Annotated in this window: 15 protein-coding genes; 6 read left to right on the forward strand and 9 right to left on the reverse strand. The window is 62.3% G+C overall.

Annotated elements, in window-relative coordinates; all coding sequences use genetic code 11:
• Window positions 1-58 precede the first annotated feature (58 nt).
• The 8 genes from ACFB49_RS03040 to ACFB49_RS03075 form a co-directional block, all read right to left on the reverse strand.
• Window positions 59-2,449 carry a TonB-dependent receptor gene (locus ACFB49_RS03040; protein ID WP_380875779.1) on the reverse strand — a complete coding sequence of 797 codons (2,391 nt, stop codon included), beginning with the start codon at window positions 2,447-2,449 and terminating at the stop codon, window positions 59-61.
• Between the two features lie 241 nt (window positions 2,450-2,690).
• Window positions 2,691-3,602: a DUF1838 family protein gene (locus ACFB49_RS03045; protein WP_380875782.1), complete on the reverse strand. Its 912-nt coding sequence runs from the start codon at window positions 3,600-3,602 to the stop codon at window positions 2,691-2,693.
• Between the two features lie 62 nt (window positions 3,603-3,664).
• Window positions 3,665-4,039 (reverse strand): c-type cytochrome, encoded by a 375-nt coding sequence (locus ACFB49_RS03050; RefSeq protein WP_380875785.1) that lies wholly within the window; start codon window positions 4,037-4,039, stop codon window positions 3,665-3,667.
• Between the two features lie 22 nt (window positions 4,040-4,061).
• Window positions 4,062-5,630, reverse strand: coding sequence for an FAD-binding oxidoreductase (locus tag ACFB49_RS03055; RefSeq protein WP_380875788.1), 1,569 nt, complete (start codon window positions 5,628-5,630; stop codon window positions 4,062-4,064).
• Window positions 5,627-6,289, reverse strand: coding sequence for a hypothetical protein (locus ACFB49_RS03060; protein ID WP_380875791.1), 663 nt, complete (start codon window positions 6,287-6,289; stop codon window positions 5,627-5,629). The genes ACFB49_RS03055 and ACFB49_RS03060 overlap by 4 nt, the downstream gene beginning before the upstream one ends.
• The gene (locus ACFB49_RS03065) at window positions 6,286-7,017 is read right to left on the reverse strand and encodes a hypothetical protein (RefSeq protein WP_380875794.1); all 732 of its coding nucleotides are present in this window, start codon (window positions 7,015-7,017) and stop codon (window positions 6,286-6,288) included. The genes ACFB49_RS03060 and ACFB49_RS03065 overlap by 4 nt, the downstream gene beginning before the upstream one ends.
• The gene (locus tag ACFB49_RS03070; RefSeq protein WP_380875796.1) at window positions 7,014-8,156 is read right to left on the reverse strand and encodes a nitrilase-related carbon-nitrogen hydrolase; all 1,143 of its coding nucleotides are present in this window, start codon (window positions 8,154-8,156) and stop codon (window positions 7,014-7,016) included. Before ACFB49_RS03070 ends, ACFB49_RS03065 begins: the two co-directional genes overlap by 4 nt.
• Entirely contained in the window at window positions 8,153-8,677 is a 525-nt protein-coding gene (locus tag ACFB49_RS03075; RefSeq protein WP_380875799.1) for a DUF3598 domain-containing protein, read from the reverse strand. Before ACFB49_RS03075 ends, ACFB49_RS03070 begins: the two co-directional genes overlap by 4 nt.
• A gap of 101 nt (window positions 8,678-8,778) precedes the next feature.
• On the opposite strand from ACFB49_RS03075, the gene ACFB49_RS03080 reads away from it, so the two are divergent.
• The 3 genes from ACFB49_RS03080 (at window position 8,779) to ACFB49_RS03090 (ending at window position 11,077) form a co-directional block, all read left to right on the forward strand.
• Complete coding sequence (locus ACFB49_RS03080; RefSeq protein ID WP_380875802.1) at window positions 8,779-9,672, forward strand: LysR family transcriptional regulator; 894 nt, start codon at window positions 8,779-8,781, stop codon at window positions 9,670-9,672.
• Between the two features lie 491 nt (window positions 9,673-10,163).
• Window positions 10,164-10,826: an Arm DNA-binding domain-containing protein gene (locus tag ACFB49_RS03085; protein WP_380875805.1), complete on the forward strand. Its 663-nt coding sequence runs from the start codon at window positions 10,164-10,166 to the stop codon at window positions 10,824-10,826.
• A 38-nt stretch (window positions 10,827-10,864) separates the two neighbouring features.
• Entirely contained in the window at window positions 10,865-11,077 is a 213-nt protein-coding gene (locus ACFB49_RS03090) for a hypothetical protein (protein WP_380875808.1), read from the forward strand.
• Between the two features lie 311 nt (window positions 11,078-11,388).
• On the opposite strand, the gene ACFB49_RS03095 is transcribed toward ACFB49_RS03090, so the two are convergent.
• Window positions 11,389-12,519 (reverse strand): hemerythrin domain-containing protein, encoded by a 1,131-nt coding sequence (locus tag ACFB49_RS03095; RefSeq protein WP_380875811.1) that lies wholly within the window; start codon window positions 12,517-12,519, stop codon window positions 11,389-11,391.
• A gap of 234 nt (window positions 12,520-12,753) precedes the next feature.
• On the opposite strand from ACFB49_RS03095, the gene ACFB49_RS03100 reads away from it, so the two are divergent.
• The 3 genes from ACFB49_RS03100 (at window position 12,754) to ACFB49_RS03110 (ending at window position 14,643) form a co-directional block, all read left to right on the forward strand.
• Window positions 12,754-13,077, forward strand: a complete 324-nt coding sequence (locus tag ACFB49_RS03100) for a hypothetical protein (protein ID WP_380875814.1) — start codon at window positions 12,754-12,756, stop codon at window positions 13,075-13,077.
• 18 nt (window positions 13,078-13,095) lie between these two features.
• Window positions 13,096-13,692: a hypothetical protein gene (locus ACFB49_RS03105; RefSeq protein ID WP_380875817.1), complete on the forward strand. Its 597-nt coding sequence runs from the start codon at window positions 13,096-13,098 to the stop codon at window positions 13,690-13,692.
• A gap of 378 nt (window positions 13,693-14,070) precedes the next feature.
• Window positions 14,071-14,643, forward strand: a complete 573-nt coding sequence (locus ACFB49_RS03110) for an SRPBCC family protein (protein WP_380879806.1) — start codon at window positions 14,071-14,073, stop codon at window positions 14,641-14,643.
• Window positions 14,644-14,646: the final 3 nt, after the last annotated feature.

Raw genomic sequence — 14,646 nt, forward strand, 5'->3', positions numbered from 1 at the left:
GGAACGGGCTGCGCGGTCGATGGCGCATCCCGTTCTCCCATGTCCGGTCAACACATCCTCAGAAGGACTTGCTGACCGTCAGGCCGAACTCGGCCTTGCGCGCCGGGGTGATGGCGAATGCTCGGGCATAATCACCCGTCGGCGTCCGGGGTGCCGGGAAGTCTAGATAGCGCAGTATGCCGAGGGGCGTCTCGTCGCCCAGCACATTCTTGCCATAGACGGTGATGCGCAGCCCATTGTCGTCATGCACGCCGACTTGGAGGTTCAGCTTGGTCGAATCTCCACTCTCGGCAAGGTTCAAGACCTGCGCGTAATAGCTGCTCCGGTAGATCACGTCGGCGCCCGAGAAGAAGGTCCAGTCGTTGCCGAAATCGTGCTTGAACCGCAGCCCGATTGTGCCCGTATGCTTGGAAACGAGCGGTGGGCGGTTGCCGGCGATTGACGCCGCCTCGCGGCAGCCCGGCAGATCCAGATTGACGGCGGAGCCGGTCTTGCACGCGCGGCCCATCGTCTGGAGTGCCTTTTCGGCTTCCACGCCTTCGCGGATCTCGGCGTCGAGGAAGCTGTAGTTGAACTGGAGCTTCAGGATATCGCCGACCAGCGGAAGCTGCCCGTCGATCTCGATGCCGCGGATCCGCGTGCGGCCGATGTTCACGCTGTAGGAATCGACGACATTGCCGGCGATATAGGTGTTGGTGAGGACCTGGTTCTTATAGTCCTGCCAGAAGGCGGCGAAATTCAGATAATCGAAGCCGAACTTCGACGTCTTCATGCCGATCTCGTAGTTGATCAGCTTTTCCTCGTCATAGGTGGGCTCGGGGGCGCTCGCCTTGTTGAAGCCGCCCGGCGAGTTGCCCTGCGAATATTGCGCGTAGAAGGACAGGTCGCGCTGCGGCTTCCAGTTGACGGTGATGCGCGGCAGCGTGGCCTTGAAGGTCGCCTTTCGCGTTCCCTCGACGCCGACGATCTGGTCGGGATTGGGCAGCGTGACGGTGGCGAGATAAGCGGGGTCGAACACGTCGCCGACACGGTAGGACGGCGTGTCGCTGTAGACCTTGTCGATCTGGTGGCGGAGCTCGGCTCCGATCGTCACCGTGCTGCTGACGTCGAAATCCACGCCGCCGAAGAAAGCGGTGTTCTTCACGCGCTTCGTGTCGTCGAGCAGTTCGGGGCCAACCTCGTTCAGTTCGAGATATTCGGTCATCCCGCGCTGCTTGTCATAGCTGTAAAACGCGCCGATCCGCCACCGGAAGCGGTCGCCGCCCGGGGAGGTGAGGCGGGCTTCATAGGTCTCGGTCTTGCGGCGGGTGCCGGTCGTCGTCTCGAAGCTGGATTTGCTACAATCCTGGTTCGGCAGCGCGAAGAAGGACGTGCCGCACAGCGCCGGCGGCAGGAAATAGAAACCGCGATCGTCATAGGTCTGGTCGACGCCATTGACCTCGGTCAGGTCGCTGTAACCTGACTGGAACGACGCTTCGTAACCCGATCCGGCGATGTCCCAGTTGATGTCGCCGATGAAGCGATCGGCATTGCGATAGAGGCCCGGGCGCAAAAGGCGATCGGTGTTGAGCCCGAAGCTTTTTTGGGCCGGCACCACACCGCAATAATAGGGGCGGGTGGTAAGGAAGCAGTTGTTCGCGCTCGACGGCTGTAGGCCGATTGCGAAATGGCCGTCATCGTCCTCCTGATGCAGCCAGCGCACGGAAGCGCTGATGTCGACGGTGGGATCGAAAAACAGCCCCGCCGTATATTGTTTGGTGTCTTGGTCGCCAAGACGTTCGCCGGGAACGGCGTTGTTGCGCCACTGACCGTCGATATCGAAGAATTTCACGCCTGCCTGGAAGCCTATGCCGTCGACGATCGGGCCCGATACCGCGGCGCTCACTTCCCGGCGGTCGAAATTGCCGATCGTGGCCGAGGCGCTGCCTTCGAAATCATTGGTTGGACGCTTCAGCACGACGTTGATCGCACCGCTCAGCGTGCCGCGGCCAAATACGGCGGACTGCGGCCCCTTGATCACTTCGACGCGCTCGACATTAGCGAGGTCGAGTGAGGAGAAGTCGCCGAAATAGGGTGCGCCGTCGAGGAAGATGCCGACCTTGCCGTCGCTGAACAGGATGTTGGACGCGCCACGCATCACCGGGCGGTCGCCTTCGCGACCGAAGGCTTCCTGGATCTGGAAGCCGGGAGTGTAGTCGGCGAGGTCGGTGATGTCCTGCGCCATCTTGTCCTTGATGGAGGCGTCGTTGAACGCGCTGACCGCGATCGGCACTTCGAGCAGGGTTTCCGAACGCTTGCGCGCGGTGACGACGATCGCGTCGCCGGTGTCTTCTTCGGCGGCGGGCTGTCCGGTGTCCGTCTGCGCCAGCGCGGGCATCGCGCCGAGTGCCATGGCGGCAACGGACAGGCGAAGCGCCAGCTTTAGTGCCGGGAATTCTGAACGTCGCATTGTGATTGTCCCCCTCAACAGCGGTTGTGACCGCAAGACGCCTCCAATGTCGGAAGCCGCCTAAAGTTGTCCAGACAAATTGTGTTTAAATGTCCGGACAAATCGTAATAAAAACACTAAATTTTTAAGATATGTGGCAAATATATCTCAAGAAATGCTAGGCAGATTTGGCGCCAGAAATCGTGGCGCGAAATCCTTGTCGCGCACTCTTTCAGCGATGGTTGCGGCGCCCGGCGCCGCTTCAATGGGCCCGGTGCGAATCCCCGGCTGGCGCAGCCTTGCGGTGTTCATCCGCCCATTTCCGGAAGGTGGTCCAGGTCGTCTCGTTGGGACGCGCGTCGTCGATGGGCGGCGCCTGCCGGTAGGCCGGATAGTTCGCCGCGATCTCGTCCTTCAGCAGCGTCGGCAACTCATCGAAGTTGTCGAGCTTGGTGCCGACGGCGTTGAAGACGAGCTGGCCCTGACGCCCGCGCATCTTCATCCACGGCATCCAGTCGGAAATGCGGACCCATGAAATTGACGGATGCGCGGTGGCGTTTTTCGTGTCGAGGATCTCGTCGGCCCGCGCGATGAAGTCGAAAATCTCCATCGCGTGGTATTTGCCGCCGATATAGTCCTGATACTCGCCGGCCAGCACATTATGGTAGAAGAGCGGCACCTCAAGCGGCATGGCGAGCCACTGGCCCATCCGCTTGTGTCCCGGTTTGAACGGCATGCCATCAGCCGAATAAGGGAAGGCGGCCGGCACGTTGACCGGGTCGTTGGCGATCTGCATCACCTCGACCGTCTCGCCCGTCCAGGGGTTGGCCCAGTTGCGGACGATCGCGCCGGTTTTGGGATCGGTGAACACCATCACCTCGCGGCTGACCTGGCGGTAGCCCTTGCCGCGCTTTGCATCGGCCACGGTGATGCACTGGCGGATGTTCATGCCTTCGCCCGTGAAGAGCAGCCGATCCGGTTCACCTTCGACGCGCGAATAGACCTTGCCCGTCCAGTGATAGACCGCGGGCGTTCCGTCTTTCGCGCCGCATTGCGCGCGCTTCATGATTTCAACGGCATCCTCGGGCTTGTCGGGGTCGAGTATCCTCGCCGCAATGGGTGTCGCCGCCAGCATTCCGAGTGCGCTGCATCCGAGCAGAATGGTCTTGAACACGATGTCTCCCCTGCTGATTTTTGCCGTCGCTCGCGCTGCGCCCAGCATCTTGTTTCGGGTGTCTATTTGGTGCTTTCGTCGCGCAGCCAGGCAATGATCGCCTTGCGCTTCGCAGCGTCCGGCTCCCCGGCAAAGCCCATGCGGTTGCCGGGGATGAGCTTGCCGGGTGCAGCAATGAAGGCGTCGAGCGTCTCGGGCGTCCAGGTGATGCCGCTATCCTTCATGGCGCCGGAATAGGTGAAGCCCGGCTGGCTGCCGGCGGTGGCGCCAACAATGCCGTGGAGGTTGGGACCCGTCCGCTTCATTCCGCCCTTGTTGAAGGTGTGGCACGTCGCGCAGATGGCGACGGCGTCGGCCGGCCCCGCCTGCTTTTCCCCTCCACAAGCGGCGAGGGGCAACGCGGCCAGGGCGAGGATCGAAAATCGGACGGGTTTCATGCTGATCGTTCCTCGATTGATGTCATGCGAAGCCGAGCACGCCGGGGTTCATCAACCCCCGGGGATCGAGTGCGGCCTTGATGGCGGACAGAAACTGGTCGGGCGCCGGCGAAAGCGCAGCCCGGAAGGGGTAGGTGCGGCCGATCTGGTTCGATGCGGCGCCGAGGGAGCGGAACAGCTCGACCGTCTCCGCACGCAGCCTGTCGACCAGCGCGCGTGCTCCGAGATTAGACGACGGCTCGACAAATCCCGCCAGATGCTCGGGTTCCGGGGCTTCGCGATGCAGTGGCAGCCATGTGTCGCGCCAGTGGAAGACGGGTTCGAAGCTGAAGCAATGGTTGGCGAGTGCTGACACCAGCCGGGTGAAGGTCACGCCATGCCTAGCCATTTCTTCGGCGTGCGGCGCAATCATGGCGTCGAAAGCGGCAATCAGCCGGCGCGCATCCGAATGGGCCACCTTGGCGTTGAGCGCAGCCCAGCGACCGCCGGTGGGGCCGAGGACGCCGTTCAGATTGGCGAACAGTTCGGCGCGCGCAACGCGCGGAATGGTCGGCGCGACGGGCTGGCCGCCTGCGTGCGTGGCGATGCGATGCGCCTCTTCCAGATCGGCCGCGACCGCCGCGGCGCAGCGGCCCGCAGCGCAAAGGTGCAGCGAGAAATGGCCTTCCGGGATGAAGCGGGTGCCGCCTTTGCCCAGAGAGGCGAGGGCCTTGACCGCCTTGATGGCGCCGCCGGCATCGCGCGCCACCGACACGGCGGTCTTCGCCATGGTCACGGTATCCGTATGCACCGCGCCCGCGACGCTGGGATCGAGGATATAGACCTCCTCCGCCAGATCGGCGCGCGCGATCTCGCACAGCGCGTCGGCCGCCTCCTCGAGCGAGGCGAAAGCGAAGCTCGCATAGCCCTGTTCCGCGGGCGCGCGGATCAGGCGGAAGCTTGCTTCGGTCTTGATCCCGAACATGCCGCCGTCATGCGTGAACAGGCCGGTGGTGTCGGGGCCGAAGGTTCGCAGGATCGGCCTGCTTGCCCGCGCCAGCGCCCGCTGTCCGGTCTGCAGCAGTGTGCCGTCGGCAAGGACGATCTCGATCCCCAGCACATTCTCGGCCGCCGATCCGTAACGTGCCGAACCGAAAAACAGCGCGCCTTGGCCGAGCCCACCGCCAACGGTCGCGCCCGCGCCCGAAAAGGTGCCGATGAAGGGTAGGCGCAAGCCGCGCGGCTTCAGCGCATCGTTGATCTGCTTCCAGGTCACGCCCGCCTGAACGGTGATCGTCATATCCTCTTCGGAAATGTCGAGGATGCGGTCCATCCCGCGCATGTCGATCGTGATCGCCTTCGCGGCGGGAGGCGCGTAGCCGCCGGTGTAACTCAGACCGCCGCCGCGTGGCAGCACCGCATAGCCAAGCGCCGTCGCGGTCGAGACTGCCGCGGCAACACCGGCCGCGTCATGCGGGCGCGCGACAGCGGCCGGACGATGGCCGGTCACATGAACGTCGCTCGCGGCGAGATCGAGTGCGGCTTCATCGGTACGGATCGCGTCCGCTCCGACGGCTGCTGCGAGGGCATCGAGGAGTTCGGCGTGGCTCACGCAGGCTTCCAGACGCTGATGATCGCGATCGCGGTGATGAACACCCAGAGTAGCAACAACACCGATGTCGCGCGGACATAGGTGCGCTTGATGATGGTATTGGTCTCGTCCGTCGGCCCTTCACGTGCCATCACCGCCCAAGTGCGGAAGTGGGAGATGAGCGCGAGCCGGATTCCGACGCCGCACATCATCACGCAAGCGAACATCGCCAGCTTCCAGCGCAGCCATTCGGGCATGGGCCATGCGCCGCCGATCAGGCCGGTGGCGATCGCGAGGAGCAGCATCATCAGCGCGTACCGCGATCCACGATCAATCGCGCCCAGAGTCTTGCCGATGCCGCTGTGGCGCAGCCGGTGGACCAGCTCGACGAAGCCTAACCAGAAGGCGCCGAAGATGCCGAAGCCGATCGCGGTGGCATCGCCGCCCGGGATATAGCCGTAGTGTGCGGCGACCGCGGGGCCAAGGCTGGCCTGCAGCACGAGCGCATAGCGCACATGCTGATCGACATGCATCACATGCTCCATCAGGCGCGACCGCTCGTCGAAGGGCATGCGATCGCTGTAGGAGACGTAGCGATAGGTGCTGTTGATCACGAATTCGGAACCGAGCCAGTAGCCCAGCACCGCAATGTGCGCAGCTAACAGCCAGGACGCGATCATACCGTCGCCCCGGTGCGGTCATAGGCGGTCAGTTCATAGGCGGTCTGCATATAGCCGCCGACAGCCGCCTTCAGCAGTACATAGTCGCCGTCGTCGGTGCACCAAAGATCATAGGACGGATGCTCGAGCAGCAGGCCCGGAATGTCGGTGAAGCGGAAGTGGAGCGCATCGAACTTGCCTGCCGCCACCCTCAGCGTCTCGCGCCCGACGAATTCGATGGCGAGGTCGATCGGGAAGAGCATCGGGCCGGTCGCGCCCCGATGATCGGGTGACGAGAGCAGTATGTTGCGGAACACCTGCACGTCCGGCCCCTGTGACAGGTCATAGAGGTTGAGCAGGAAGCCGTCGTTGATCATCGCATGATTGCCGAAGGCGACGAGCGGCGACTTCAGTTCCATGCGCTGCGACACGCGTCCCTCGACGGTGGTCATCGCCTCGCATTCGGCGATCGTGTCGGAGAAACGGAACCAGCCGGATCCGCGGAACTCACCCCCAACGGCGATCCGCACGAAGCTTTCCTGCGGCCGGCCATCGGCGTCGACCCGCAGATTGACGTCGCGCACCACCGCGGGCGCATCGTCGATCTCGCCGTGCGCGGCGATCGTTCGGCAGCCATCGGCGTGGAAATCGATGCGGAAATGCTCGCGACCGCGGCCTTGGCCCATCCGTTCGGCTTTGGTGCTGGTATAGAGGATCGTACCGGTTACGCTGCGAACTACTCCACTCATTTCCACACACCCTTGTCACGCAGGTAGCGCCCGGCGTCCTTCAGGTCGCCCGGCAGATATTGATCGAACAGATTGGGCGGAAAGCGCGGCGTGTAGCCGTTCAGCACGTCCATATAGAGCTGCGGATGGATCGTTGGCTGGCGATGCCGGCCGCGAAATGCGCCGATTGGGATGCGCGCCATCACCAGCGTCTCGTTGGGCGACTTCGCGATCGCCATCGGCTCGCCATCAGGCCCGTAGATCGCCGAACCGCCCGCATTAGTATCCTCGAAGAAAGGCGATCCGGGCGACACCGCGTTGTTGCTGACGGCGGTGTAGACGCCGTTGTAGAGCGAGGTCGCTGCGATGTCGGCGGGCACGAAGCCGCCCGTCGCGGTGCGCAGGATCACCTCGGCGCCCTTGATCGCCAGCGCGCGGAACAGTTCGGGTTCGCGCTGGACGGAACTGGTGGCGAGATTGCCGATCGGGGTCCGGATCACGGGCAGGATCGCGTCGCGTCCATACATTTCGACGAAGCGGTCGAGCACGTCGTAGATCGTCGTCGTGAACAGTTCGATCTCGCCACCGAACGCGCCCTTGATGTTGCGGGCCTTCCAGTCGCGCGCGAGGATGCTGCCGTCAGGGCCGATCACCGTGGTGATCGACAGCGCGTGGCCCGGCCAGTCGGGATCCCGCGCATAGGATCCGAAGACAATATAGATGCCGTATTGCTTCGCCTTCTTCGCGATCGCCACGGTCTCGGCGCCGGGGATCTCGATGGCGACCTTCAGCACGTCCTTGCGCGTCCAGCCCGCGCCGAAGCCGGTGATCGGGAATTCGTGGAAAAACAGCAGGTCCGGCCCGGCGCCGAAGGCAAAAGCTGCGTCGATCAGGCCGAGCATATGATCGAGATTGTCGCGCCGGCTGGCCTCGACGCGGCCGAGGTCGACGGGGATGGAGCGGGCCTGCGCCACGCCCAGCGTCCAGCTCTCTTTGACGAGCGGCACGACGGGATAGCGCCCGTCGGGGCTCGGCTTCACATAGGCCTTGTCATGCGCGGAGGCGGCGACCGCCTGTCCCGAAACGCCGAGAGCGGCGGAGAGGCCAAGGCCTCCCGCCGCACTCAGCAATCCCCGGCGTGAAAGCGCCGCTTGGCTCATAGCGCCGCCCGCGGGCGGTAGCTGTAATAGCTGGGGTCATCATAGGCCTGCCAGTCGCGCGAGATCCGATTCTCGTTGATCACGGTGCGCTGGAACAGGCGGCCCTTGCGGTACCAGTGCCACGTCCGGTTCTTGGCCTCGCCATCCTCGGCAACGGTGATCATTTCATAGTAACGGAAATCGGGCTCATGCGTCCGCGTCCAGCCAACCATGATGGTGCGGTTGGTCTCGTCATAGTTGAGCGCGCCGACGAAGCCGTCGATCAGTTCGTTCCTGATCCACACGCGATCGCCCTCGAAAGTGCCCTCGAAATAGCGGATCTCCTGGGTGCCGTCGGCCCAGCTGTAGATGTTGGTCTGGCTCAGCTTGGCTACGCCGTCCGGGCCGTCGACGAGGCGGCAGACGAGGCGGGATTTGTGCCGATCGATTATGTTGTGATCGGGGTCGAGGTGGACATATTCGCCCTCCCACACGCCCGCCTGGTCGGCGACGATCGGCTGTTTTTCGGTAATGATCTGCATGTGGCCTCCGCTCTGTGCTGCAATCATTGCGCGGTGGCGGTTCGGCGAACCAACAACTAATTGTCTTTTTCAACAACCAGTGTTTGTGTATTTGCAAGCTTATGGAATCGCGTCAGGTTCGCCATTTTCTTGCCGCCTATGACAGCGGTACGTTCGCCGGAGCCGGGGAAATGCTGGGGCTGAGCCAGCAGGCGGTGAGCAAGAGCATCCTGCGGCTGGAGGCGCAGCTCGGCGTGCGACTGTTCGAACGCGACGGGCGGCGGGTGCGGCCAACCAGCTATGCCGAACTGTTCCTGCCACACGCGCGCACCATCGCTGCCGAGACCGACCGGTTCCGCGCCGATCTTGGCGATATGCTGGGTGGACGGCACGGCCGGCTGCGGATCGGGGTGGGGCCGAGCGCGGCGGCCGATGTCGTCGCTACGGCGGTCAAGGCGCTTCTGGCGGAACGGCCAAATGTCCGGCTGAGCGCGATGGCGGGCATCTACGAGATGATGGTCAACGATCTGCTGCTCGGGAAACTCGACGTCATCGTCGCGGTGCGCCAGGTCGACCGGCACGATCCGTTGATCCGCGAGGAGGCGCTTGGCGACATCCGCTATGTCGTGCTGGCCGGCGCCAGCCATCCCCTTGCAGGGCGTGGCCCTCTGAAGCTTGGCGAACTGAAGGGCGCGCGCTGGCTTGCGGGGGCGAATATCGGCGCGGTGGAGCATGCGATCGAGGCAAGCTTCCGGGCGGAAGGCCTGCCGCGCCCGCGACCGGAGATCGAGACTACTTCGGTGATCTTCACGCTGGCGATGCTCGATGCCGGCACGCATCTCGCAATCCTGCCCGAGATGCTCGTGACCCGTGACCTGGAAATAGGACGGCTCGTGCGGATCGATGTCGATGCCGAACCGTGGACCCGCTCGCTTATCGTTGCGACCCGTGTGCGTGCGCCCAAGCCCCCGGTCGTCGATGCGTTCATGGAGAACCTCGTCGCGGCGATGCGTTGACGCATTTCGCCTTTAAGGTCGGCTCGCCGGAGCCCGTGTGCTCGGGGCAAGGTACGGATGCGACCCAGCTTTTAGGGGCGATCTTAGGGTTGGCGTCGCGCTTAAATAAATATTGATGTGAAAACAATGTGTTAATTGGATAATTCGAATTCCTCCCGCTCCGCCAATTCCAATAACTCATTGAAAAATAATTATAAATTTGGAGGAGATTTGCGTTCGCGGTGAATGCGCGCTGACCGGAGACTTGAAATAATCTTTTGATAAATAAGTACTATTTTCCAGATTTGGTATCGATGGATGTCTGGTTGGAGGCGCTACACGCTGTCTGGCTTTAGGACCGGACTTAGGACCGAAATTCCGGCATTCGCGGCCAAGCCGCGAGGCCGGATTAGAGACTCGTCACGGCGTGACGCTCCCATATTTCCTCGCTCTGCCATTGATGGTTATGTTTCAGGGTTTCGGATGCCCGGTCCTGAAAATGGAGCGACAGATTGGCAAGGACGACGAACCGGCTGACGGCGCGCGGCGTTGCTACAATCAAAGCTCCGGGCATGCATGCCGATGGCGACGGCCTCTATCTCAAGGTCCGCTCTAGCGGGACGCGATCCTGGGTCTTTGTATTTCAGGGGCGCGGCAAGCGCCACGAAATGGGGCTCGGACCTCTCAGTCGAGTATCGCTGGCGGAAGCCCGGCAAGCCGCCTCAATATTGCGAATAAAAATCTTCGAGGGTGTCGATCTTCGCGTTGTGTGGACGCCAGAATCCTTCGGCGAAGCCGCCACCTGCGTGATCGAACGACTGAGGCCCGGGTGGAAGAGTGCCAAGCACGCGCAGCAATGGACCAGCACGCTCAAGGCCCACCGTTCAAGACTCCAGGTGGCTGAAGTACCGGGTACCAGGCTGACTTACGATTACCCCGTCAGGCCTTCAGCGAGTGGGCGCGAGGTGCTTTCATCGCTGGGTCACATGGTATCGGTTAGCGCCTGGACGCCGAGATGGTCGCTGACCAGGCAAGCGTGTCAGACCAGCGATAATTCCGGAACCGCCGACATAGCCGTCGGTTATTCCGTTTCCGTTTTGGTCTGCCCTAAGGCGGCCATTTGGCGACGCCCGGGATGTGGAACCGTTGAGCTTCTTGCAGAGTTGGCGACTTGATGCCTGCAAAGGCAAAAGGGGTCGGTAGGGGGTCAGTTATGAATGCTCGCCGCATCGACTTTCTGAAAAAGCGAGAAGCCGAATGCCGGGCCACGGCTGTCACGGTAGCCGAGCCGACCATCAGAACAGAGTATCTGCGCTTTGCCGACCACTATGCTCAGCAGGCCATCAGCCTGCGCGACCGTATGGCCGCTGAAGCTCGTCAGGCTGGCCGCCTCGCAGCCCAGGTTCAAACCGGCGGTCTTTCTTGACGCGCGGGAACGCAAGATCAGCAGACTGGCAAACTGTCCCGTACGCGGTCTGGCCTCGAGGAGGAGATCATAGGTCGCTACGATCCAGCAACTCGCGAACCTTTGAGGCCAAAGTTGCATAGGTGACGGGCTTCGAAAGCAGGTCTACTCCAGCCTCAAGCCTGCAATCGCGCATGATGAAATCGCGCGTATAGCCGGATGTGAACAAAACTTTCGGCCTTTCCAGTGGAATTTCTGGCAAATTGTGCTGGTGTCGGATCATTTCCTCGAAGTTTCCAGGGAATTCGCCCGATAATTGTCGCGACGGTCGGTCAGGCGAGCGTGAAAGCCTCTTTGTTGGCAAGGGCCGTGAGCCTGGCATTCGCCGCTTCATCCAGCGCCGCGTGCAATTGCGGAAAGATCATGTCTTCCTCTTCGCGGACATGCGCCTCGAGGTCCGCGCGGAAATGAGCTGCCTTGGCCGCGAAACCTGACGCCGCTTTGTCGAGCGCTTCAAGCTCGTAGAGATGCTGCTTGGTATAACCATGGTCGTGGTTAAGCTTGTCGGCGTCGGCCTTGTCGCCCCACGCGCGCAGGGCGGGGTAGATGACATTTTCCTCGGTGAACGCATGTTTGCCGAGCGCATATCTGAGCTGGGCGAGAAGGTGCGCGCGCCGGGCAGGATCGTCGTCGCTCGTCTGCTCCAGGTCGTCGAAAAGGGCGATCGCCACCTTGTGCTCCGCTTTGAGCGCCTCCAACCAGTCGCCCGCCATGACGGTCGAAGCCTGTGCTACTGCTTTGCGGCCAAAATTGAGGGCCAGGCCCGTGACCAGACCTGCGGCGGCTACACCTATAACGGCGGCGGCGCGGCTCCTGGCGGCCTCCACGATGCCGGTCGCGAAGCCCAGGCGTTTATTTGCGGCCTTGGCCGGCGCTGCCGAAGTCGCGGTTCGACCGGTCGACGAAGAGCGACGTGACTTCGTCTTCGGTTTCGAAGACATGTTCGTTCGTGCAGCCTGCGGACGACTGGACTTGGCGGGGGTCTGAGCGGTCCGAGCGGATGATCCCGCGGTTCCTGTCTCGACAGCGGCACCTGCAACCGTGGTCGAATGTCCTCTGGACTTGACCTTGCTGGAGGAACGCTTACGTATTTTTGCCACGCCCGCCGACCTCGCGGGATCGCCAGATTTGGCCAGGGGTGACTTCTGAGAGGTCATGTTGCCTGGGGACGAGCGTAATCTTTGCGATCCTCTCGTGGGAGACGGTGTTGCAGAAGCCTTGGGCGCATCGCGTGAAACCGCCGCATCGAGCGTAGCGCGATCGTTGCCAAGTCGAGCGATCAAGGCGCGTGTCCTGCTCTCGCTGATCCCGTGCTTCTCAGCGAAATGCGCGACCTCATAGTGTTCGCCCGCTGCGACCTGGTTCCGATCTGATTGATCACGCTTCGTGGGGTCGTCCGACATGCGAGGCTCCCTTACTGACAGGCGCACAACCGCGCACGACTTGGGCAGTTCCCCCGACGTCCTGTTTGCACGTGTTAAAACCGCAGGTGCGCCTCCGCGTCCAAACTCAGGCCAAATAGATCGTGCGTGCGACCAGATCGTACGTGCGATGCTCAACTTGATTCAGATTGGGATTTTTATGCGGGCCTAATGGACGGCTGAAGCGTTGTTGAGCCACTGACCAGGAGATTTTCAATGTATTCGATCCTTTTTGGAGCGACGGTGGCCGTCGCGCTAAGCACAAGTGCGGCCTATGCGCAGTCCGAGCCCGCTGCCCATCCGGAGGCCGCGGCAAACGCAGCGATCAAGGACCCCGGAGTTGAGACCGCTGCTGTGGCCGCGGAAGGTGCCAATTCCTTCACCGAAGAACAGGCGCGAGAACGGATAGCCAAGGCCGGCTTTGCTGAAATCTCCGGACTTGCAAAGGACAAGAATGGCCTGTGGCAGGGCACGGCAAGCAAGGACGGCCGGTCCGTGCATATTGCCCTTGATTACAAGGGCAACGTGATCAGCAAGTAAGTGATCGGGAGCAATATAATGGACAAGACCCTGACCCATTTATACGACAGCTATCGTGATGCGTCCGCCGCCGTACTGGAGCTCGAGCAGATCGGTATTCCGCGTGACGACATCAGCATCATTTCGCGCAATTCGCCGCACTCCGAGGTGGCCGAGGATGCTGCCAAGGGCGCAGGCGCCGGAGCGATCGTAGGAGGCGTCGGTGGCTTGCTCGCTGGGCTCGGCATGCTTGCGATACCGGGGCTCGGACCCGTCGTGGCCGCCGGATGGCTCGCAGCGACAGCGGTAGGCGCAGGTGGTGGCGCAATTGTCGGAGGCGCGGTAGGCGGCGTGATCGGGGCGATGGAGAAGGAAGGCGTCAGCGAAGACGACGCCCATGTCTATGCAGAGGGCGTTCGCCGCGGCGGCTCGCTGGTCAGCGTCAGGGTCAAGGATGATCTGGTCGCCCAGGCCGAAGACGTTCTTGCCGCGCACGGTTCTGTGGACCCTGCCCAGCGTCGCCGTCATTACCGCGACAGCGGCTGGTCTCGCTTCGACGAGAACGCCGCACCTTATTCTCCCCAGGAAATTGCGGAGGAGCGGGCGCGGTATCAGCGCGGCGATACCGTCATCTGATTGCGGCCCGGGCAGCGCGTCCAGACGCGCCGCCCCGGCTTCTAGAAAAGCGGTCTTCACTCTCGAAATTCGGCAGTGAGTCCCATCTTGAGGCAGATTATCAAATGGGCGTGCACTGCGCGGACGTGGAATTCCACAATTCGGAAGGTGACAGCCTGTTTGGACAAGTTAACACAACCAAACAATAGTGGCCGAAGCTTTTGAGTACTTCCGGGCCGTCCAGATCAGAAGCTACTCCGCTCTCCAGCTCGATCATCAGACTGCAGCGTGGACCCCGACAAACGGGCGCGGTCAGGCAACGCTTATCGTCGTCTCGTCAACCAGTGATTAAGCTTCGGTGAGATTTTCTTGGCTCGTGCATCCGGCGTGGAGATACTTATGGCTATTGCTCGGGACGACGCTCCGCTTACGACTTCCAAAACGTCCTCCGGAAGCGAGGCTGCGGCCTTGCCCGACGCAAAAGGGGCTCAGGTCATTGGGCGCTCGGTCACAATCAACCGTCCGCGAATTGAGCTGTTCAACTACTGGCGCGACTTTACCAACCTGCCGACGTTCATGGACAATGTCGAACGGATCGACGTGCTCGATGCCGAGCGCTCCCATTGGCTGGTGAAGGCGCCGGCGGGCAAGACGGTCGAATGGGACGCGCTCATCACCGAAGAGGTGGACGGAGAGCTGATCGCCTGGACGTCCGCCGACGGCGCGGATGTTCCGAACAGCGGGCGCATCGAATTTAGTGAAGCTCAAGGTGGTCGTGGCACGATCGTCACGGCGACGATCCTCTACGATCCCCCGGCCGGTGTCGTCGGCAAGATCGTCGCAAAGCTCTTCCAGCGAGAACCGGCCATCCAGGCGAGACGGGATCTCAGGCGGTTCAAGCAGCTCATGGAAACCGGAGAGATCGCGACCTCCGCGCGCACCGCCAATCAGCTCGCCGAAGAGAAGGAATAGTCC

The sequence above is a fragment of the Sphingomonas sp. DBB INV C78 genome (genome assembly GCF_042693015.1).
In the GTDB taxonomy this organism is placed as follows: domain Bacteria; phylum Pseudomonadota; class Alphaproteobacteria; order Sphingomonadales; family Sphingomonadaceae; genus Sphingomonas_E.